Here is a 20,188-nt window from a genome sequence, read left to right as displayed (position 1 = left end):
GTTTCAATGCGAATGTGTAGGTTTCCGATTTTCCTTAGAAAGGAGGTGATCCAGCCGCAGGTTCTCCTACGGCTACCTTGTTACGACTTCACCCTAATCATCTATCCCACCTTAGACGGCTGGCTCCTAAAAGGTTACCTCACCGGCTTTGGGTGTTACAAACTCTCATGGTGTGACGGGCGGTGTGTACAAGACCCGGGAACGTATTCACCGCGGCGTGCTGATCCGCGATTACTAGCGATTCCGACTTCATGTAGCGAGTTGCAGCCTACAATCCGAACTGAGACAAGCTTTAAGAGATTTGCGTACTCGCGGGTTAGCGACTCGTTGTACTTGCCATTGTAGCACGTGTGTAGCCCAGGTCATAAGGGGCATGATGATTTGACGTCATCCCCACCTTCCTCCGGTTTGTCACCGGCAGTCTCACTAGAGTGCCCAACTGAATGCTGGCAACTAGTAATAAGGGTTGCGCTCGTTGCGGGACTTAACCCAACATCTCACGACACGAGCTGACGACAACCATGCACCACCTGTCACTTTGTCCCCGAAGAAAGCGCCATTTCTGGCGTGGTCAAAGGATGTCAAGACCTGGTAAGGTTCTTCGCGTTGCTTCGAATTAAACCACATGCTCCACCGCTTGTGCGGGTCCCCGTCAATTCCTTTGAGTTTCAACCTTGCGGTCGTACTCCCCAGGCGGAGTGCTTAATGCGTTAGCTGCGACACTTAGGGGCGGAAACCCCCAAACATCTAGCACTCATCGTTTACGGTGTGGACTACCAGGGTATCTAATCCTGTTTGCTACCCACACTTTCGAGCCTCAACGTCAGTTACAGTCCAGAGAGCCGCCTTCGCCACTGGTGTTCCTCCATATATCTACGCATTTCACCGCTACACATGGAATTCCACTCTCCTCTACTGCACTCAAGTCATCCAGTTTCCAAAGCACTTCCACAGTTAAGCTGTGGGCTTTCACTTCGGACTTAAAAAACCGTCTGCGCTCGCTTTACGCCCAATAAATCCGGATAACGCTTGGAACATACGTATTACCGCGGCTGCTGGCACGTATTTAGCCGTTCCTTTCTGGTAAGATACCGTCACACACCAAGCAGTTACTCTTGATGCTATTCTTCTCTTACAACAGTGTTTTACGAGCCGAAACCCTTCATCACACACGCGGCGTTGCTCCATCAGACTTTCGTCCATTGTGGAAGATTCCCTACTGCTGCCTCCCGTAGGAGTATGGCCGTGTCTCAGTCCCATTGTGGCCGATCAGTCTCTCAACTCGGCTACGCATCATCGTCTTGGTGAGCCATTACCTCACCAACTAACTAATGCGCCGCGGGACCATCTCTTAGTGATAGCAGAACCATCTTTCAAGTAGCAACCATGCGGTTGCTAGTGTTATGCGGTATTAGCATCTGTTTCCAGATGTTATCCCCCGCTAAGAGGTAGGTTTCCCACGTGTTACTCACCCGTTCGCCACTCACTGCAATGTTCATCGTCATATCAGAGCAAGCTCTTCAAATCAGTTGAACCACAGTGCGTTCGACTTGCATGTATTAGGCACGCCGCCAGCGTTCATCCTGAGCCAGGATCAAACTCTCAATTTGAAGTTTGAGTATAACTCAATTTTTTTGTTGTTTAACAGATGTTAAACGAATTTACTAGCGAATTGACTTCGCAAATGTTTGGACCAACTAATAGTTGGTCGACCTACACATTTGTTACATCGAAACGATATTCAGTTTTCAATGATCTACTTCGTTGCTTTTGTTTGATTTGCATCTCCCTGAAACAACTTAATTATCATACCATCGAGAGGATGATAATGTCAACGCTTTTCTCAAAAGTTTTTTGAAACTTTTTTGAGAAGCGATTGAGCAAATGACTTGCGCCCCTAAGGGTTGGCTTGTCTTGCTTGCCCCTGACAACTTTTACTATATTACAGACTAGATGCTCTACTGTCAACACTATTTGTAAAAAAAAATAAACCAATCTACAAAATGTAGATTGGTTTACTTTTCCTACTATAAAAGGGTCAAAAACAAGATGCGGTTATTCACCCTTAATTGTCTGTGGCTTACCACCAATTTCCGGTGCATCAGTCGTATAGCTTGTTTCTTTTCCCTTGTTCTTCTTCATGACAGTGTCATGAGTTTTCTCAAGAGTCTTCAATTTATCCATCGTATCATTCACCTTATATGAATAATCACGTGGCTTAATAGGCGTAAAGTTCTCTAAATCATGGAAACGAAGTAGGTCACTCGTTTGTACAGCATCAGAATTCATCAAGGTTGCATTAACATGATCTTGTGTTTTCTTGACGTACTTCTTCACCGCTTCATCAGATTCAGGGTAAACCTCTTTACCAGATTGCATATCGTAGTACTTGCTTCCACTACGCATATACTTGTCTGTTACCCAATTTCCATTACGGAAAGAAACGATTTGCTTGTTATCCTTAGCCAGCATATCTTGCCCAAAGATAATTTTGTCCTTAGTTGAGACACCCAACAGGTTCAAAACCGTTGGCATGATATCAATTTCACCACCATATGTGTGATCTTCATATCCCTTGATACCTGGCGCATGCATCATAAATGGTACTTTTTGCCAGTTCATCAAATCAACATCATTGATTTCATCTTTTCCTAATAGTGTAGCAATGGCTTTCGGATGGTTTTCTGAGATACCATAATGATCACCATACAACACTAGCAATGTATCATCATACAGACCAGAGTCCTTCAAGTATTGTAGGAATTCACCGAATGCTTGATCTAAGTAGCGGGCAGTTTGCACATACCCATCAACCGTCTTTGATCCTGTATTTGTCTTTTTAATTGAGATATTTTGGTCATCAAAATCATAAGGATAATGATTTGACACCGTAATGATTTTTGAATAGAACGGTTGTGGCATTTGATCTAAGTAACCAGCCGTCTCTTTTAGGAACAACTTGTCCTTTAATCCGTAACCATAATTGTTCTTCTCATCATCAGCATACTTATAGAAAGGCTTACTGAAGAAGAAATCATATCCCCATGACTTATACGTATTATCGCGATTCCAGAAACTTGCCCCTGCTCCGTGGAAGGACGCTGAAGTATATCCTTGTTGCCCAAGAATTCCCGGCACTGCTTGGAAGGTATTGGTTGTTCCATAGTTAACCATGGCTGATCCTGATGCAGTTCCAAACAAGCCAGTCTCTAACATCATTTCTGCGTCAGCAGTCTTACCTTGTCCAACTTGGTTGTAAACATTATCAAATGCCAATGTTGATTGGTCATGATAGAACTTATTCAAGTTCGGTGTTACTTCTTCTCCGTCAACCTTGTAATCAATCAAGAATTGTTGGAAAGATTCCAAATGGAACATAATAACGTTCTTACCCTTAGCTTGACCAAAGTATTCAGGATTTTGTGTTGTTTGATTATCCGTCACGAACTTTTGAACGGGTTTAAGGTCTGCCTCGACCGCTTTGTTACGGACCTTAGCTGTTTGTTGCGTCTTATAGATGTTATAAGCCGCATATTCATTTAGCCCTAAGTATTTAACAATATAGTTATTATCAAATGTACGTGTTAACAGTCCTGAACGGTCGTTTTCCGCTAAGCCATAGCCTGCAAACATCAAAACAAATCCCAATGTTGTCAAACTCAAAGCCACACGTGTACGTAGACGCTTATGATCCACTTTCATCACGCTAAAGGCCAACAAAGCCACGATGATAATGATATCAACGAAAACTAAGAAGTCAGTCGGCTTAATTAAGCCACCCAACGCTTTTGATAAGTTTTCTCCAGCTGAACCACCTGAAGTCATGATGTTCATTGATAAGAAATCTGAAAACTCACGATAGTAAAGCATATTTGAGAATAGCCATACAGATTGGATTAAGTTCATTAACAGCATAATCCAATAAGCAATCTTCCCTCTAAAGTAAAGTCCAATACCAATTAAAATAATCGCTGTTGGAATTGGATTAAAGAAAAGCAAAAATTGCTGCGTAGATCCTGCTACCCCTAATGAAAAGTTTTCGTGATATGACCAATATGTTTTTAGCCAAATCAAGAAGACGTTCAGGATAAAGAATCCCATCGTTGTTGTTAATAACCCACGCTTTAGCGCTGTCACAACATTCTTCATGATGATATACCCCATCTAAATTTTTTTGAATTGAAAAAGCCCGTGCACCAATAGTATATGGTAACAGCAGGGCATTAATTGAACCTAAATTAATTTGTTTGACGCATTTTTTGTTTTGTTGTTGGAATACCGAAGGCAATAACACCTGCCACCATCCCCAAATAATACGTAATCAAACGCCACAACAACATTGCTAACATCAATTTAGCATGTGTGGGCAGGAATTGTTGAAATAGGACCGCAAATCCAACTTCAGCACCACCCGATCCACCTGGAATCGGAAATAGTGAAATCACCATCACAATCAAAATGTGGAGCGCTAGAATTAGCACAACATCGACATTTTTCGCACCTAATGACAACAAAATAAAGTACGGAATCATATAGTAGAACATCAATTGAACAAATGTAATGACCGCTGCGCCAATTACATAACGCATATTCGCCTTCATCACTAAACTCTCTTGATGAAATCCTTCAATTTGTTCATCAACTGCCGGACGCCATTCTGCTGCTTTTTTAGCTGAAAAACGTCCAATGATACGGAATGTGATGTTGACCAAACTATTTGTAATACGTGGCAAAAACATCAAGGCAAGCAACGTCATCACGACAATAACGTGCATACCAAATCCTAACCATACAATAGTTGACCATTCTTGTAGCTTATCATGAATATATTGATACCCAACAATCAAAGCCAAAATGAAATTCACAACAATCATACCTTGGTAAATAATGAACTTCATCGTTAAGATTGAACCCGCTTTTCCGGCTTCAACCCCCGCTTGCATTAACGCAACTAATTGCATAGGTTGTCCACCACTAGCAAATGGCGTAATCCCATTACCTAATTGTTCTACCAACGGAACACGAATCGCATCACGCCATGATAACTTTTGATGTGTTTCATCAATAAATAATTTCACAACAGCCGCTTCCAACAATAAGTACATTGCCATGCACAAGACCGCAACGGCTAACCACCAAAGATTAGCTGATTGCATATCCATCATAAATTGTTGCAAACTAACGTCTCTAAATGACCAAGCGAAGATCAAACATCCAAATAGTAACATCGTGATAAAAATAATCAAATTACGACGTGACATGGATTACCCCTCTTGTTTTTGTTGCGCATAGAAGTCCAGCCAAATTTCAGCGACATTCGCTTCTGAATAACGATCAGATGCTGCCAACGCTTCTTGAGATAGCTTTGCTGAAAATGCTTCATCTTCTGAAAGTTGTTGCAAAGCTTCTTGCATCCCCGGACGGCCATCGGCAGGAACATAGTAACCATCTAAAATCGCACGATATAATTCAATATCACGCAACACAGTCGGTGTTCCTGTACTGAACGCTTCCAACGCTGACATCGGGAATAGTTCTGTAAAACTTGGCAACAAGAATACATCTGCTGCATTGTAGTAGTCATTCATTAAGCTACGATCAACAATCCCTGGGAAATGCAAATTAGCAGGTGGGTTATCCACCACTTTCTTCAATTCTTCATATCCCGCAGTCATCGCACCAAATGAAAATCCACCGGCCCAAATGAAGTGCCAGTTAGGATTTGCTTCTGCTAGAGCAATGAAATCCCAAATACCTTTACGTTCTTGTACTTGTCCAACCCCTAAAATAACAAAAGCATCTTGTGGAATCTCTAATTTGTTTCGCACGTCTAGCTTTTCTTCCGCAGTCATTGGATAGAATGTTTCTTTTGCAACGAAGTTAGGAATATAGGTCACGCGTTCACGCTTCACACCTAAATCAACCAACTTATCAATAAATGTTGGGTTCACAACAACCAAGTGATCCATACGCTTATAAAAGGTCATCACATACCAGTAGAACATGTTCTTAATTGGACGTGGTAACTTGATTGAATCTTCTAGTGTTTCTGGAATGAAGTGGACATAACCAAGCTTACGACCACGCTTGGGCAAGAATGTGCTCAAGAAATATTTAAAGTTAATCGTGTGGTAATGGCTGATGTCTGTCTTTTTCAACGTGTTGAATTGCAAGTCCAATTCCTTTGGGAACTTCTTTTGCAATAGATTTACTAGTTCACGATAAGCTGAACCAACCCCTTGCCCAGGTACTGTTTCAGCAGCTGAGAACATTGTAATTTTAATCATGTGAATCTCTCCTAAATGGATGCAAGAATGAACGCGCGTATTCCGCGTCATTATCATCATCTTCATCTGTCTGTGCATCCGCATGGTATAGCGTAAATGCAAATTCGTAAAAATCATTAATGCGCGTACCAAAAGTACGTTCATCAATTTCATGCAGAATGGCGGCACGACTTGTTGGGTCACCAATAACGTCCCCTACTTGCTTAGCTTGTAAGTAACGTACAATCGGTTCAACCATTTCTTCACCATTGTCGACCAATGTCCCAATGTTTTCATCAATGACAATGGTATCCATATAATCACTGTGCATAGCCACAACTGGTGTATCCGCTGTAATAGCTTCAATAAATGTCAGTCCTTGTGTTTCAGACGTTGACGCAGAAACAAAGACATCTCCAACACGGTAGTAACCATAGATTTGATCATGATTGACTTCACCCACAAAAATCACAGATGCTGCAATACCAATTGCTTCAGCGTGATCCTTCAATGACGACATAGCTGGTCCATTACCAACGATAACGAACATCGCATTAGGGATATCTTTCAAGACTTCGCTAAAGACTGACAACGCTTGATCAATATTCTTTTCAAAGGCCACACGACCAATTGACATCAAAACAGGTGTATCTTGTGCCAGTCCTAGACTCGCGCGTAATTCAACACTGTTGTCAGTAGATTGATCATGCGCTACTTTGACACCTGTTGGAATAATTTCAACGGGTGTTTGTACCTTATACTTCATCAATGTATCGAATGTTTGTTGTGATGGTGACACAATGGCTGTCATGCTATTCAAAAAGTAGCGCGCAATTAAGGCCACATCAGCAGGTCGAATTAAACGACCATTCGCAACATAATGTAGATAATCTTCATAATTCGTGTGGAATGTATGCACGACCGGGATTTTCATTTGACGCGCAACGAACTTCCCGATTAATCCCAAAGAAAATTCAGTTTGCGTGTGTACCAAATCCAATTCCAGTTTCTTTGCAATTTGCAACGCTTGGAAGCCACCTCGGTAAGTAATACGACGGTCTTTAAAACCAATAAAAGGCATACTTGAAAAACGGTAAATATGCGGTTCAATTGTTGGCTTCTTCACCTTCGGATCTGTTGACGTGAAGATATACACTTCATGTCCTTGTGCTTCAAGCTGTTCTTTTAATGTCTTAATGGACGTCGCTACTCCTGAGACTTGTGGAAAGTAGGTATCTGTAAACAATCCAATTTTCATTTTGGGCACCTTTCATAAAAAATGATATTCCCTTATTTTACCAATAATTGGGAGGCATTGTAAATTTAACCATCAAAAAAAGACGCTTTTCAGCGTCTTCTTGTGATTTAAGCTTGTCAATTAACCTTGATGCGCATCACTCCATGCACTTGGGTTTTTACGCCATTCTGTTAGAGTTTGCATTTCTTCTGCCGTTAATTGCCCTTGTTCTCCCGCTGCTGCTACCAATTCTGAATACGTTGTTAGCGGTGCAAATGCTGTGTTTGCTGCAGCAAAGTTTTCATCTGCGGCTGGCAATTCGTAAGAGAAAATTGATACAACACCATCTACTTGTGCCCCAGCCTTACGTACTGCATCAACAGCACCTAATACTGATCCACCAGTTGAAATCAAATCATCAATCAAAACAACATGACTGTCGCCATCAACGCGACCTTCAATTTGGTTACCTGCGCCGTGATCCTTTGGCTTTGAACGAACATACACCATTGGCAAGTTCATCACTTGTGCAACCCATGCTGCGTGCGGAATTCCCGCCGTTGCAACCCCACCAATAACATTGGCGTCTGGGTACTTTTCACGAATTAATGCAGCTAGTCCATTCGCAATGGTATCACGTACTTCTGGATAACTAATTGTTTGACGGTTGTCAGTATAGATAGGGCTCTTCAAACCTGATGCCCATGTAAAAGGTGTGTTTGGTTGGAACTTAACCGCACCAATTTCAAGTAACGCACTCGCAACTGCTTGTTGATAATTAACCATTTTTTACCTCTTCAAATCCTTCGACTACTAATTGATAAGCATTAACGGGATCACTCGCTTGCGTAATTGATCGTCCCACAACCAATCCGTCGGCTGTCATTTCTGCTGCCCGTGCTGGTGTCATAACTCGACTTTGATCACCTTGATCATCACCAGATAAACGGATTCCCGGTGTAATTGATAGGAACTCATTCCCCACCGCTTCATGAATCATATTTGATTCAAAGGCTGAAGAAATTGTGCCATCAATTCCTGACTTTTGTGCAAGTTGCGCTAAGTGTACAACTGATTCTTCTAATGGAACCGATACAAGTTGTGTGGCTTGCATTTCAGACTCACTAAATGATGTTAGTTGCGTAATGGCTAGTAGCTTAGGCGCTTTCACACCAACTGTTGCCGCTCCTTCTTTTGCACCAGCAACGGCCGCTTCCATCATACGTTGTCCCCCAGCTGCATGGACAGTTAAGTAATCAATGTCCAATTTCGCTAAGTTCTTAACTGCTTGCCCAACTGTATTGGGGATGTCATATAACTTTAAGTCCAAGAACACTGTAAATCCAGCCGCTTTTAAATCACGGACTAAACTAGGTCCTTCTGCGTAAAATAATTCCATCCCAACTTTTACAGCTGGTAACTCATCACTTGGAAATGCAGACAAGAAATCCCACATCTCATCAGCTGTTGGAAAATCTAACGCAATAAAAATGGGTACTGTCATGTCTTTCCCTCCCGTTAATTCTTATAATAACTTCAATTTATGCCATTGGATTGACATCAAATGCGCGCGCTTCAAGTACATGCAACAGCGCGTCAACTGTGTCAAAGTTTGTAAATAGTGGTACAGCATTTTCAATCGCTGCGCTACGGATCAAACGTCCGTCGTTTTCAGCTGATTCATCAGGCTTTGTTGTGTTAATCGCTAATTGTAGGCGACCATCACGCATCGCTGTAACTGCGTTGTTATCAGATTCCCCAATCTTGTCCAAAACTGAGACACGCAAGTTGTTTTCTGATAGGAATTGCGCTGTTCCTGCTGTTGCTAGCATTTGGAATCCTAGACGGTCAAATCGCTTAGCCAAGCTAAGTGCTTCTTCCTTACCATCATCTGCAATCGTGAACAATACGTTTCCGAAAGTTGGAATCTTTGTATTCGCTGCTTCAAACGCCTTGTACAATGCCTTAGCGTATGTGCGGTCTGATCCCATAACTTCACCAGTTGACTTCATTTCCGGTCCAAGCAATGAGTCCACCATTGGCAACTTCGTGAATGAGAAGATCGGCGCCTTAACGTGGACATCCTTGCTTTCTGGTACCACACCAGTTTCTAGTCCTAGGTCTGAAAGCTTTTGTCCTAGCATCACCTTTGTTGCTAATTGTGCTAGTGGCAATCCAGTTACCTTAGAGATAAATGGTACTGTACGTGAGGCACGTGGGTTAACTTCAATCACATACGCAGTGTCATCATGGATAACAAATTGTACGTTCATCAATCCGACAGTCTTCAATTCCTTAGCCAAGGCGATTGAGGCCGCAACCATTTCGTCCTTAACCTTTTGTGACAATGATTGTGTTGGGTAGACTGACATTGAGTCACCTGAATGCACTCCTGAACGTTCAATGTGTTCCATAATTCCAGGAATAACAACTGTTTCACCGTCAGATAGGACGTCAACTTCAGCTTCATCCCCTACCAAGTATGAGTCAATCAAGACAGGATGGTCATTTGAAACTTGTACTGCACGGTGCATATAGTCTTCTAGTTCGTTGGCATTACCAACAATTTCCATGGCACGACCACCCAAAACGTATGATGGGCGAACCAAGACTGGGTAACCAATTTCTTCCGCAGCTGCCAAGGCACCTGGAATTGTTGTGGCTGTCTTACCAACTGGTTGTGTCAATGTAAGACGCTTGATTACTTGGTCAAACTCTTCACGGTCTTCAGCCTTGTCCAAATCAGTCACTGTTGTTCCCAAGATTTGCACACCACGTTCTGCCAAAGGTGCGGCCAAGTTGATGGCTGTTTGTCCACCGAATTGCACCACAACTCCCTTAGGTTGTTCCAAATCGATGACGTTCATAACATCTTCAATTGTTAATGGTTCAAAGTACAACTTGTCTGAAACAGAGAAGTCAGTTGACACTGTTTCAGGGTTTGAGTTCATGATAATCGCTTCATAGCCCATTTCTTGAATGGCCTTAACCGCGTGAACTGTTGCATAGTCAAATTCCACACCTTGTCCGATACGGATTGGTCCTGAACCAAGTACTAGCACGCTTTCGCGTTCTGTACGCACTGATTCTGTTTCCTTTTCGTATGTTGAGTAGTAGTACGGTGTTTGTGATTCGAATTCAGCGGCAACAGTGTCTACCATCTTATAAACTGGCATGATTCCGTGTTCGGCACGCAATGCTTTCACATCATCCCCTGACATCTTCCAGAATTCACCGATTGTTGTGTCCGCAAATCCGTTCTTCTTAGCCAATTCCAATGTGTCCACATCAGCGACATTTTCTGCCAATGCTTGTTCGATTTCAACGATGCGAACCAACTTGTCCAAGAAGAAGAAATCAATCTTTGTACGTTCGTGAATCGCTTCTGGTGTTACATGACGACGTAGTAATTCTGCAATCATGAATAGACGATCATCACGTGCTGGCATTAGCAAGTCTAGCAATGCTTCTGTGCCAACTTCTTCAAAACGCATGTCGTTCAAACCTGTAACGTCGATTTCTAGTGAACGTACAGCCTTGTTCATGGCTTCTTCGATGTTACGACCGATGGCCATAACTTCTCCAGTTGCCTTCATTTGTGTTCCTAGATGACGATCAGCTGATTGGAACTTGTCGAATGGCCAACGTGGAATCTTAACAATCACGTAGTCCAATGCTGGTTCAAGTTCAGCCTTTGTTGTCCCTGTAACAGGGTTCATGATTTCATCTAGTGTCAAACCAACCGCAATCTTCGCAGCCATCTTCGCAATTGGGTAACCAGTTGCCTTTGATGCTAGGGCTGATGAACGCGACACACGTGGGTTAACTTCAATGATGTAGTACTTCATTGATTCAGGATCCAAAGCCATTTGGATGTTAACTCCACCTTCAATCTTCAAGGCGCGAATAATCTTCAAAGCAGCATCACGCATCATTTGCAATTCAACGTCTGACAAAGTTTGCACTGGCGCTACAACGATTGAGTCTCCTGTGTGCACACCAACTGGGTCAAAGTTTTCCATTGATGCAACAATCAAGGCGTTGTCGGCACGGTCACGCATCACTTCAAATTCAATTTCCTTAAATCCGGCGATTGAACGTTCGATCAATACTTGTGTTACTGGTGACAATTCCAAACCAGTTTCTGAAATTTCCAACAATTCTTCACGTGTTGCGGCGATTCCACCACCAGTTCCACCAAGTGTGTAGGCTGGTCGAACAATCACTGGGTAACCATTTTCTTCTGCGAAGTTAACAGCTTCTTCAATCGTTGTGGCAATTGTTGATTCTGGCACTGGTTCATCCAAACGTTCCATCAATGCCTTAAATTCTTCACGGTCTTCAGCTTCCTCAATCGCTGAAAGCTTAGTCCCTAAAAGTTCGATATCTAGCTCCGCTAAGATACCCGCTTCTGCCAAATCCTTGGCCATGTTCAACCCTGTTTGTCCCCCTAGAGTTGGCACAATAGCGTCTGGACGTTCCTTACGCAAGATACGTTCTAGAAATTCTAGTGTTAATGGTTCGATGTAGACTTGGTCAGCCATTTCTGTGTCAGTCATAATTGTTGCTGGGTTTGAGTTAACCAAAACAACTTCATAACCTTCTTCTTTCAAAGACATAACCGCTTGTGTTCCTGAATAGTCAAATTCAGCAGCTTGTCCGATAACAATTGGCCCTGAACCAATCACCAAAATCTTGTTAATATCTGTACGCTTAGGCATTGTTTGCTTCCCCCTTGTCAACCGCAATCATTGTTAGAAAATCATCGAATAGGTATTCTGCGTCATGTGGTCCTGGTGCAGCATCTGGGTGATATTGCACTGAGAACGCTGGACGATTTGTCAGACGAATTCCTTCAACTGATCCATCATTAATTTCTACTTGTGTTACTTCTAAGTCCGTTCCAACCAATGAATCTGCATCAACTGCATATCCGTGGTTTTGTGATGTAAAGTCGGCACGTGAACGCCCGATTGCCTTAACGGCGTGATTAAATCCACGATGTCCAAACTTCATCTTGTATGTCTTAGCACCATTCGCAAGTGCGAACAATTGGTGTCCCAAACAGATTCCCATCAAAGGTTTCACTGCTTGCAGTTCACGAATCACTGGCAAGATGTGCGCAACGTCTTCTGGATCACCAGGTCCATTTGATAGTAGAATTCCATCTGGGTTCACTGCCAATACGTCCGCAGCCGTTGATGTTGAAGGGAAGACGATAACGTTCACTTGACGCTTAGCCAAGGCACGTAGAATTGAGTTCTTCAAACCAAAGTCAATCAATGCAATTGTTGGTCCTAAGTTTGGGTTCACATATGGCTTCTTAGTTGAAACTTCCGCAACTTGTTGCTTAGACAAAACCGCTTGTCCTAATTCAGTTACTAATTCAGGTGTAATTTCATCAACGATTGTTGCCTTCATAACCCCTGAATCACGCAATTCTTTTGTTAGCGCACGTGTATCAATCCCTGTAATTCCTGGTAGATCATGGCGTTCTGCCCATTCGCTGATTGACATTTCTGAACGCCAGTTCGATGGACGGCGTGCAATTTCGTGTGTCACAATCGCAGTCGCTGCGGGTGTGAATGATTCAAAATCATCACGGTTGATACCGTAGTTACCAATTAGTGGATATGTGAAAGTCAAAATTTGACCTTGGTATGACAAGTCAGTAATTGATTCTTGATATCCAGACATTCCCGTATTAAAGACTAATTCCCCAACAACGGATTTCTTCGCCCCAAATCCTTCTCCTGCATATACTGATCCATTTTCTAATACGAGATAGCGTTTCATGTTTTTCCCCTTAGTTTGCTTGATAAACAACTTCACCATTTACAATTGTAGTTGTTGTTTGGCCGTAAATTTCTTCCCCGATAAATGGTGTGTTCACACCCATTGATACAAATTCATCTGCTGTAATTGTATGTGCTTGTTCTAAGTCGAATAGCGCCAAGTCTGCACGTTCCCCGACAGCAATTTTCGTTGGTGCATCCAAGTTAAATTGCTTTGCTGGTGCAGCGACCATCCAATCCATCACGTCTGCTAATGTTGCGATACCAGAGCGAACAAAATGTGTGTAAATCAATTGGAAGCTCGTTTCAATTCCAGTGATTCCAAATGCTGCGCCGATAAAGCTACGTTCTTTTTCGTCAACCGCATGTGGTGCATGGTCAGTGGCAACCATATCAATGGTTCCATCTAGTAATCCTGCAATGACAACTGAACGATCTCGCATACTACGTAGTGGTGGGTTCATCTTGAACAATGCATTATCACCATCAATGTGCGTTTCATCTAACAATAAGTGATGTGGTGATACTTCAGCTGATACCTTTACACCTTGTTGCTTAGCAATACGCACTAATTCGACTGATTCAGCAGTTGAAATGTGTGCGACGTGGTAATGAACACCTGTTGCTTTTGCAATAACCAAGTCACGTGCTAGTTGTGATGATTCTGCTAGTGGGTCAATACCTGGCAAGCCCAATTCTTCTGAGCGAGCACCTAGGTTCATAACCCCACCGTTTACAAGTGATTCGTCTTCAACGTGGGCAACCAGTGGGCGATTAACGCCAGCTGCAAGTTTCATTGCATCACGCATTGTCGCTGCTGTTTGCACCCCTTTTCCGTCGTTCGTAAAGGCAACCGCCCCCGCGTCTGCTAGTCCTGAGATGTCGCCAACTTCATCCGCTGTTAAGCCAGCAGAGATAGCTGCATATTGGGCAACATTGATGACACCATTCTTTTCATTCAAACCTTGTACTTGCTTGAATGCATCAACTGTACTTGGTACTGGGTCTAGATTTGGCATTGCCGCAACCGTTGTGAAGCCACCGCGTGCTGCTGCGTATGATCCTGTCGCAATTGTTTCTTTGTATTCAAATCCTGGTTCACGGAAATGAACGTGAATGTCGATTAATCCTGGTGTTAGTAACGCACCTTTGGCATCGATTACCTTATCCGCTTTAATTGTTAGCTTTGGTGCAATTTCAGCGATCCGTCCGTCTCGAACCAACACATCTGTTTGTGTTAAATCACTGTTTTCTACAATAATTTGTGCGTTTTTAATTAGTAAACTTGTCATTATGCTTCCCCCAGTGAAGTTAAGATTGCCATACGAGCGTAAACACCGTTTGTCATTTGCTTAAAGATACGAGACTTTTCAGCTTCAACTAATTCATCCGCAATTTCAACATCTCGGTTAACGGGCGCTGGATGCATAATGATTGCTTCATCTTTTAGTTCTTCGTAACGCGCTGGTGTTAACCCATGATTGCGGTGGTAGTTCACCGCAGAGAAGTCAACATTTTCCATGTCTGCTAGTCGTTCATGTTGTACACGTAGGAACATCACAACATCTTGTTCTGCTAGCCCTTCATCGATTGGTGCGTAAGCGCCAAATTCTGCAAAGTCGGCTGGATACCATTCTTCTGGTCCACTAAATGTGACGTGCGCCCCTAAGCGAGTTAGAATTTCCGCATTTGAACGTGCCACTCGTGAATGTGCTAAGTCTCCAACGATACGAATCTTTAGTCCTTCAAAGTGTCCAAACTCTTCATAGATTGTGACCAAGTCCAACAAACTTTGTGAAGGATGTTGGCCATTACCATCTCCTGCGTTAACTAAGTGAGGCATCAACTCTGAATTTTCTTCAATCAGTGGTTGATACCAATCATTCATACTGTGGCGAATAACCACTGTGTCGACGCCAACCGCGCCTAATGTTTTCAACGTATCCATCAAACTCTCACCCTTTTTAGTTGAGCTTGTTGATGGATTAATATGTACTTGTTCCCATCCCAAATTCAATTGCGCAACTTGGAAACTTGTTTGTGTTCGTGTTGAATTTTCAAAGAATAAATTAGCGACCAAACGTCGTTCTTGCTTAGGTTGCTTTCCCGCTTTATACGCTAGCGTCAAATCGATCATGGCGCGAATTTGTTCAGTTGATAAGTCGTTTAAGTTTACAAAGTTTTGCATGCCTGCCTCCTGATATAGAAAAAGCCCTGCGAATCGATTGATTCGCAGGGCTTTGACTAAATTTCTTCAAGAAAACAGAGAGACTCCAGTCTCCCCCTTTATCTAACTAGTCATGCTACCCTTGCGAATCTCTCTGGATTCAATCTTAAAAGGTATTTCGTTGTTAAAAATATTATAGCACGTCTGTTTTACCTAGTAAACGTTTTTTACAAAAATAAAAACGCTAGTAAAGTTTTACTAGCGTTTTACTTATTGTTAACTAACATTATTATCAGAAATGATTTGCGTCACCAAATCTGACATCTCATCTGTTTTCGTCCATTCTTGATATTCAGAAATCGCGACCTCTGATGGAATATCAAATTTCCCATTGATATATTGCTCATATTTTTCAACGTTAGTTGAATGCGGAATGTTAATCTTCAAAATACGCACAGATTGAATCATCCCTTGTTCTGCTGCATACTCCGCTTGCCCATTGTGCAATAGATTACCAATTTCTTTATAAGTTGATCCATCATTACGTGTAATCTCTTCAATAATATCTAACGTTTGATAATTTTCTGTATCCATTTTCAAAACGTCCTTTGCTTAATTAACTCCAACTTCAGCATTAACGACATCAACAATGGCATTTACATATTCGTTAGCTAATGCATCTGTAGACGCTTCTACCATGACACGTAGCAAATCTTGTGTTCCTGAAGGGCGTACCAATACACGACCATCACCGGCCATACGTTCTTCAACATCCGCAATAATGGCTTGAATTGCTTCATTATCCAAGGCAGCCTTCTTATCTGTTACTTGCACATTGATCAAGACTTGTGGGTATTCTGTCATTTCAGCAGCCAGTTCTGATAGTGGCTTACCAGTATCCTTCACAACTTGTAGCAATTGCAAACCGGTTAGCATTCCATCTCCTGTTGAGGCCCAATCCAAGAATACAACGTGTCCTGATTGTTCTCCACCAACGTTGTAGCCGTTCTTAACCATCTCTTCAACAACGTAACGGTCACCAACAGCAGTCTTAACAGATGCAATGTTGTGTTCATCCATTGCCTTGTACATACCAATGTTTGACATAACTGTTGTCACAATTGTGTCTTGGCGTAGACGACCATGTTCAGATAGGTACTTACCAATAATGAACATAATCTTATCACCATTAATCACAGCTCCGTTTTCATCAACCGCAATCAAACGATCCCCGTCTCCGTCAAACGCCAAACCAACTTGCGCATTGTTTTCAACAGTAAAGGCTGAGATAGCTTCAGGATGTGTTGATCCTACACCATCGTTGATGTTCAATCCGTTTGGATTTGTCGCCATTGTAACAAAGTCAGCGTCCAAGTCTGCAAACAACTTTGAAACAGAGCTTGAAGTCGCACCGTTTGCGGCATCAATTGCAATCTTCATACCTGACAAATCGTCTGGTGTTGTTGTTTGAAGGTATGACAAGTACTTAGCCGCTCCTTCTGGGAAGAATGAGACTGTTCCCAATCCTTCAGCAGCTGGACGTGGTAATTCATCAACTGGCGCATCCAACAAAGCTTCGATTTCAGCTTCCAATTCGTCAGACAACTTAAATCCATCGGCACCAAAGAACTTGATTCCGTTATCTTCAGCAGGATTGTGTGAGGCTGTAATTTGTACACCCGCATCAGCTGATTGTGTTGGTACTAGGTATGACACACCTGGTGTTGAAATCACACCTAGCTTCAAAATTTCAATTCCAACTGACAACAAACCAGCAACCAAAGCTGATTCTAGCATTTCACCTGAAATACGCGTGTCACGACCAACTAGGACCTTTGCTTGACGTCCTTCTGCATGACGTGTCAACACAGCACCACCCATACGTCCCAAACGGAACGCTAGTTCTGGTGTTAATTCTTTATTCGCAATCCCACGGACTCCATCAGTCCCAAAGTAATGTAATTCAACCATATCTAAACTCCTCTTAATGTCTATGCCTTCGGCTTAATCGTAACTTGTATCTTCTTTTCCGCTAACTTCGTGCCTTTTGGCGCTTTTAATTCAATTTCTTTTGTTGTTTCTTCTTTTATATCACTTAAATCAATAGAGACTTCTAATGACTTAATCACATCCAAGTCTGCAACAGATCCAGATGCCCGTACTTCATTCATGCTACCTGATATTTCAAACTTATCAAGGTTACCATTTTCACCGACAAATTTAATCGGAATATCCCGATTACCTTCACCAGCTTCAATTGGTATTTCTACCTTGGCAATTTGTGGCGAAATGGTCACATTAATAGGTGTCCCATTCGCATCAACAGCCTGTAGTACCACTGATTGATTCACAGATTCTGTTGTATCTCTATTCATTTGAACATTGGCAATTACGCGATCTACCGCCCAGACAGCATCAGCTCGGCCTGAAATTTCAACCTTATCCACAGAACTACTTATCTTACCTGTGTGATAACCTTCAGCAATCGCTGACTTATTAAAGGTCACTTCAACATCATGGCTAGCGGTTGCTCGTTTTGCAATCGTAATATCCAATCGTTCCGGAATAATTTTAAATGTCAGACCATCGTTCAATCCTGATTCTTTTAGCTTAACCTGATGTTCACCAACATCCAAATCTGTTAAATCAGCGTACACTTGGAAATTCTTCGTGTTTTGTGCCGTTGTCACGAGTGCAGCGGCCCCTTCAACTTCAATCTTCACGGTTTCGGGTGCACCAGCAACATAATACTTGTCAGTATCTAATCCGTTCAATTGTAACGGTGCATTAATTGTTGCTTTTTTAGTAGATACTAGTCCTTTAAAATCACCAATTTTACCGTCAACTTGACCACCACGTGTAATGTTCGTGCCACGTTGCTCACCCACATACACTGCGAGTAGAATCGCTAACAATAAACAAAGTAATGAATATAATGTCTTTTCTAAATTCGGACGCATTTACTTGCCCTCCTTACGGAAATTCATAGCATTCAACACAACTTGCCAAGGCTTTTCATCATGATCAGACTTCGGCAATAGTTGGCGTTCTAGATACTTCAAGTATTCATCGCGTTGCAGATTCATCATCAATTCTGCATTACGTGTAATCGAAACACTTCCTGTTTCTTCAGAAATAACAATCGTTAACGCGTCCGTTACTTCAGAAATTCCTACAGATGCACGATGACGTGTCCCCAATTCCTTTGGAATCATGGCATTATCTGATAGCGGCAGATATGCTGCAGCTGCTGCTAAACGCATGTCGCGAATAATCACAGCCCCGTCATGCAACGGCGTATTGGGAATAAACGTTTGAATCAATAATTGACTCGAAATTTCACCATCAATGGCGATACCCGTTTCAACGTATTCTTCCAAGCCAGTCTCCATTTGAATTGAAATCAATGCCCCGATATGTCGCTTCGACATATATTGAATGGCATCATCCAATGAGTTAATCAAATGTTGTGCTTCGATACCTTCTTGCTTTTGCTTAATGAATGGTCGGCGACCCAAGTGTTCCAATCCACGACGGATTTCTGGTTGGAAAACCACCACCAAGGCAATCACACCCCAATTAATCACTTGGTCAGTTAACCAAGAAATTGTACTTAGGCCGACATACCAACTCACCAATTTAACAATCACAACAATCCCAACACCACGGAGTAACATCACGGCTTTTGTTCCGCGAATCAACATGAACAGTCGGAATAACAACCACCACACAATCAACACATCGATTATCTGGACAATACTAATATTGCTGACAAAATTTAAGAATTCTTGCATTCCCTACTCCTTTACACGTGTTTTGTAATACTTATTCCCCTAAAATACGTACTTCAGTTTCCAATGTAATACCCGTTTGTTCCAACACAACGGCTTGAACGTGACGAATAACTCCCACATAATCTGCACTACTAGCATCGGCAAAATTAACAATGAAGCCAGCGTGCTTACGTGAAACTTGCGCTCCACCAATCGTAAAGCCTTGTAGGCCGGCATCCATAATCAACTTACCTGCAAAATGGCCTTCAGGACGCTTAAAGACTGACCCACATGATGGGTATTCAAGCGGTTGCTTACTAGCACGACGTTCATTAAAGTCTTCCATCATGGCGCGAATTTCTTTTGCATCCCCGTTTTCCAATTCAAAGGTTGCTGAGATAATGACATCGCCAGTCCCCTGAACTGAGCTATGACGGTAACTGAAATCCAAGTCTTCGCATGTCAATGTTTCAATTTCACCATTCGGGTGTAAAACATCTGCTGTTAATAGGCATCCATCTACTTGTCCACCGTAAGCACCGGCGTTCATATACACTGCGCCACCGACAGATCCCGGAATTCCAGCAGCCCATTCGACCCCAGTTAGCCCTGCTTGTTGCGCTGTTTCACTGACGTCAATGATTGCGGCTCCCGCAGCAGCGGTAATAGTATTTTCTGACACGATAATGTCAGTCAATTTTGTCAAAAAGATGACTAGCCCACGAACACCTTCATCCGTAATAATTAGGTTTGATGCATTTCCCAAAACCAATACGGGTACATTGTTGTCGTTTGCATAAGTCACAACATCGGTTAATTCCGCCAATGTATTTGGCCAAAAAATACCATCAGCCACACCACCGACACGTGTATTTGTATATGCTGATAAGTCAACATGCGTTTCAATGGTCAATGCCGGAAACGCTGTCTTTAAAGTTTCAATTTGCATA

At 42.4% G+C, this 20,188-nt stretch carries 15 protein-coding genes and 1 rRNA gene; all 16 read right to left on the bottom strand.

Annotated features, from left to right (window positions below):
* Positions 1-38: 38 nt before the first annotated feature.
* Positions 39-1,610: ribosomal RNA gene (locus tag WS08_RS01245) — 16S ribosomal RNA — on the bottom strand.
* Between the two features lie 445 nt (positions 1,611-2,055).
* Positions 2,056-4,149 carry an LTA synthase family protein gene (locus tag WS08_RS01240; protein ID WP_009495399.1) on the bottom strand — a complete coding sequence of 698 codons (2,094 nt, stop codon included), beginning with the start codon at positions 4,147-4,149 and terminating at the stop codon, positions 2,056-2,058.
* A gap of 89 nt (positions 4,150-4,238) precedes the next feature.
* Entirely contained in the window at positions 4,239-5,261 is a 1,023-nt protein-coding gene (locus WS08_RS01235; RefSeq protein ID WP_009495402.1) for a lysylphosphatidylglycerol synthase transmembrane domain-containing protein, read from the bottom strand.
* Between the two features lie 3 nt (positions 5,262-5,264).
* Positions 5,265-6,287 carry a glycosyltransferase family 4 protein gene (locus WS08_RS01230; RefSeq protein WP_009495404.1) on the bottom strand — a complete coding sequence of 341 codons (1,023 nt, stop codon included), beginning with the start codon at positions 6,285-6,287 and terminating at the stop codon, positions 5,265-5,267.
* On the bottom strand, positions 6,280-7,524 hold the full coding sequence (locus WS08_RS01225) for a glycosyltransferase family 4 protein (protein ID WP_009495406.1): 1,245 nt from the start codon (positions 7,522-7,524) through the stop codon (positions 6,280-6,282). The genes WS08_RS01230 and WS08_RS01225 overlap by 8 nt, the downstream gene beginning before the upstream one ends.
* A 120-nt stretch (positions 7,525-7,644) precedes the next feature.
* Positions 7,645-8,289 (bottom strand): orotate phosphoribosyltransferase, encoded by a 645-nt coding sequence (gene pyrE / locus WS08_RS01220; protein ID WP_009495407.1) that lies wholly within the window; start codon positions 8,287-8,289, stop codon positions 7,645-7,647.
* Positions 8,282-9,007, bottom strand: a complete 726-nt coding sequence (pyrF, locus tag WS08_RS01215; RefSeq protein WP_009495409.1) for an orotidine-5'-phosphate decarboxylase — start codon at positions 9,005-9,007, stop codon at positions 8,282-8,284. Before pyrF ends, pyrE begins: the two co-directional genes overlap by 8 nt.
* A 37-nt stretch (positions 9,008-9,044) precedes the next feature.
* Entirely contained in the window at positions 9,045-12,224 is a 3,180-nt protein-coding gene (gene carB / locus WS08_RS01210; RefSeq protein WP_009495411.1) for a carbamoyl-phosphate synthase large subunit, read from the bottom strand.
* Complete coding sequence (locus WS08_RS01205) at positions 12,217-13,299, bottom strand: carbamoyl phosphate synthase small subunit (protein ID WP_009495413.1); 1,083 nt, start codon at positions 13,297-13,299, stop codon at positions 12,217-12,219. The genes carB and WS08_RS01205 overlap by 8 nt, the downstream gene beginning before the upstream one ends.
* Positions 13,300-13,309: 10 nt before the next feature.
* Entirely contained in the window at positions 13,310-14,590 is a 1,281-nt protein-coding gene (locus WS08_RS01200) for a dihydroorotase (RefSeq protein WP_009495415.1), read from the bottom strand.
* Positions 14,590-15,486, bottom strand: coding sequence for an aspartate carbamoyltransferase catalytic subunit (locus tag WS08_RS01195; protein WP_009495417.1), 897 nt, complete (start codon positions 15,484-15,486; stop codon positions 14,590-14,592). Before WS08_RS01195 ends, WS08_RS01200 begins: the two co-directional genes overlap by 1 nt.
* Before the next feature lie 255 nt (positions 15,487-15,741).
* Positions 15,742-16,059, bottom strand: a complete 318-nt coding sequence (locus WS08_RS01190; RefSeq protein WP_009495420.1) for a hypothetical protein — start codon at positions 16,057-16,059, stop codon at positions 15,742-15,744.
* Positions 16,060-16,077: 18 nt separating this feature from the next.
* Complete coding sequence (gene glmM / locus WS08_RS01185) at positions 16,078-17,436, bottom strand: phosphoglucosamine mutase (RefSeq protein WP_009495421.1); 1,359 nt, start codon at positions 17,434-17,436, stop codon at positions 16,078-16,080.
* Between the two features lie 20 nt (positions 17,437-17,456).
* Complete coding sequence (locus WS08_RS01180; RefSeq protein WP_009495422.1) at positions 17,457-18,425, bottom strand: CdaR family protein; 969 nt, start codon at positions 18,423-18,425, stop codon at positions 17,457-17,459.
* Complete coding sequence (gene cdaA / locus WS08_RS01175) at positions 18,426-19,259, bottom strand: diadenylate cyclase CdaA (protein WP_009495424.1); 834 nt, start codon at positions 19,257-19,259, stop codon at positions 18,426-18,428.
* Between the two features lie 31 nt (positions 19,260-19,290).
* Complete coding sequence (gene murB, locus WS08_RS01170; RefSeq protein ID WP_009495426.1) at positions 19,291-20,187, bottom strand: UDP-N-acetylmuramate dehydrogenase; 897 nt, start codon at positions 20,185-20,187, stop codon at positions 19,291-19,293.
* Between the last annotated feature and the right edge of the window lies 1 nt (position 20,188).

It is taken from the genome of Weissella tructae, from assembly GCF_000732905.1.
Lineage (GTDB): Bacteria > Bacillota > Bacilli > Lactobacillales > Lactobacillaceae > Weissella > Weissella tructae.
Note: the sequence above shows the minus strand (reverse complement) of the source record. Positions and strands in the feature narration are given on the sequence as shown.

Coding starts and splice junctions, on each gene's coding strand:
- WS08_RS01235 (WP_009495402.1), bottom strand. CDS start 5,261: ATGTCACGTCGTAATTTGATTATTTTTATCACGATGTTACTATTTGGA.
- pyrE (WP_009495407.1), bottom strand. CDS start 8,289: ATGGTTAATTATCAACAAGCAGTTGCGAGTGCGTTACTTGAAATTGGT.
- murB (WP_009495426.1), bottom strand. CDS start 20,187: ATGCAAATTGAAACTTTAAAGACAGCGTTTCCGGCATTGACCATTGAA.
- WS08_RS01225 (WP_009495406.1), bottom strand. CDS start 7,524: ATGAAAATTGGATTGTTTACAGATACCTACTTTCCACAAGTCTCAGGA.
- WS08_RS01180 (WP_009495422.1), bottom strand. CDS start 18,425: ATGCGTCCGAATTTAGAAAAGACATTATATTCATTACTTTGTTTATTG.
- cdaA (WP_009495424.1), bottom strand. CDS start 19,259: ATGCAAGAATTCTTAAATTTTGTCAGCAATATTAGTATTGTCCAGATA.
- glmM (WP_009495421.1), bottom strand. CDS start 17,436: ATGGTTGAATTACATTACTTTGGGACTGATGGAGTCCGTGGGATTGCG.
- WS08_RS01240 (WP_009495399.1), bottom strand. CDS start 4,149: ATGAAGAATGTTGTGACAGCGCTAAAGCGTGGGTTATTAACAACAACG.
- WS08_RS01230 (WP_009495404.1), bottom strand. CDS start 6,287: ATGATTAAAATTACAATGTTCTCAGCTGCTGAAACAGTACCTGGGCAA.
- WS08_RS01195 (WP_009495417.1), bottom strand. CDS start 15,486: ATGCAAAACTTTGTAAACTTAAACGACTTATCAACTGAACAAATTCGC.
- WS08_RS01205 (WP_009495413.1), bottom strand. CDS start 13,299: ATGAAACGCTATCTCGTATTAGAAAATGGATCAGTATATGCAGGAGAA.
- WS08_RS01200 (WP_009495415.1), bottom strand. CDS start 14,590: ATGACAAGTTTACTAATTAAAAACGCACAAATTATTGTAGAAAACAGT.
- carB (WP_009495411.1), bottom strand. CDS start 12,224: ATGCCTAAGCGTACAGATATTAACAAGATTTTGGTGATTGGTTCAGGG.
- pyrF (WP_009495409.1), bottom strand. CDS start 9,007: ATGACAGTACCCATTTTTATTGCGTTAGATTTTCCAACAGCTGATGAG.
- WS08_RS01190 (WP_009495420.1), bottom strand. CDS start 16,059: ATGGATACAGAAAATTATCAAACGTTAGATATTATTGAAGAGATTACA.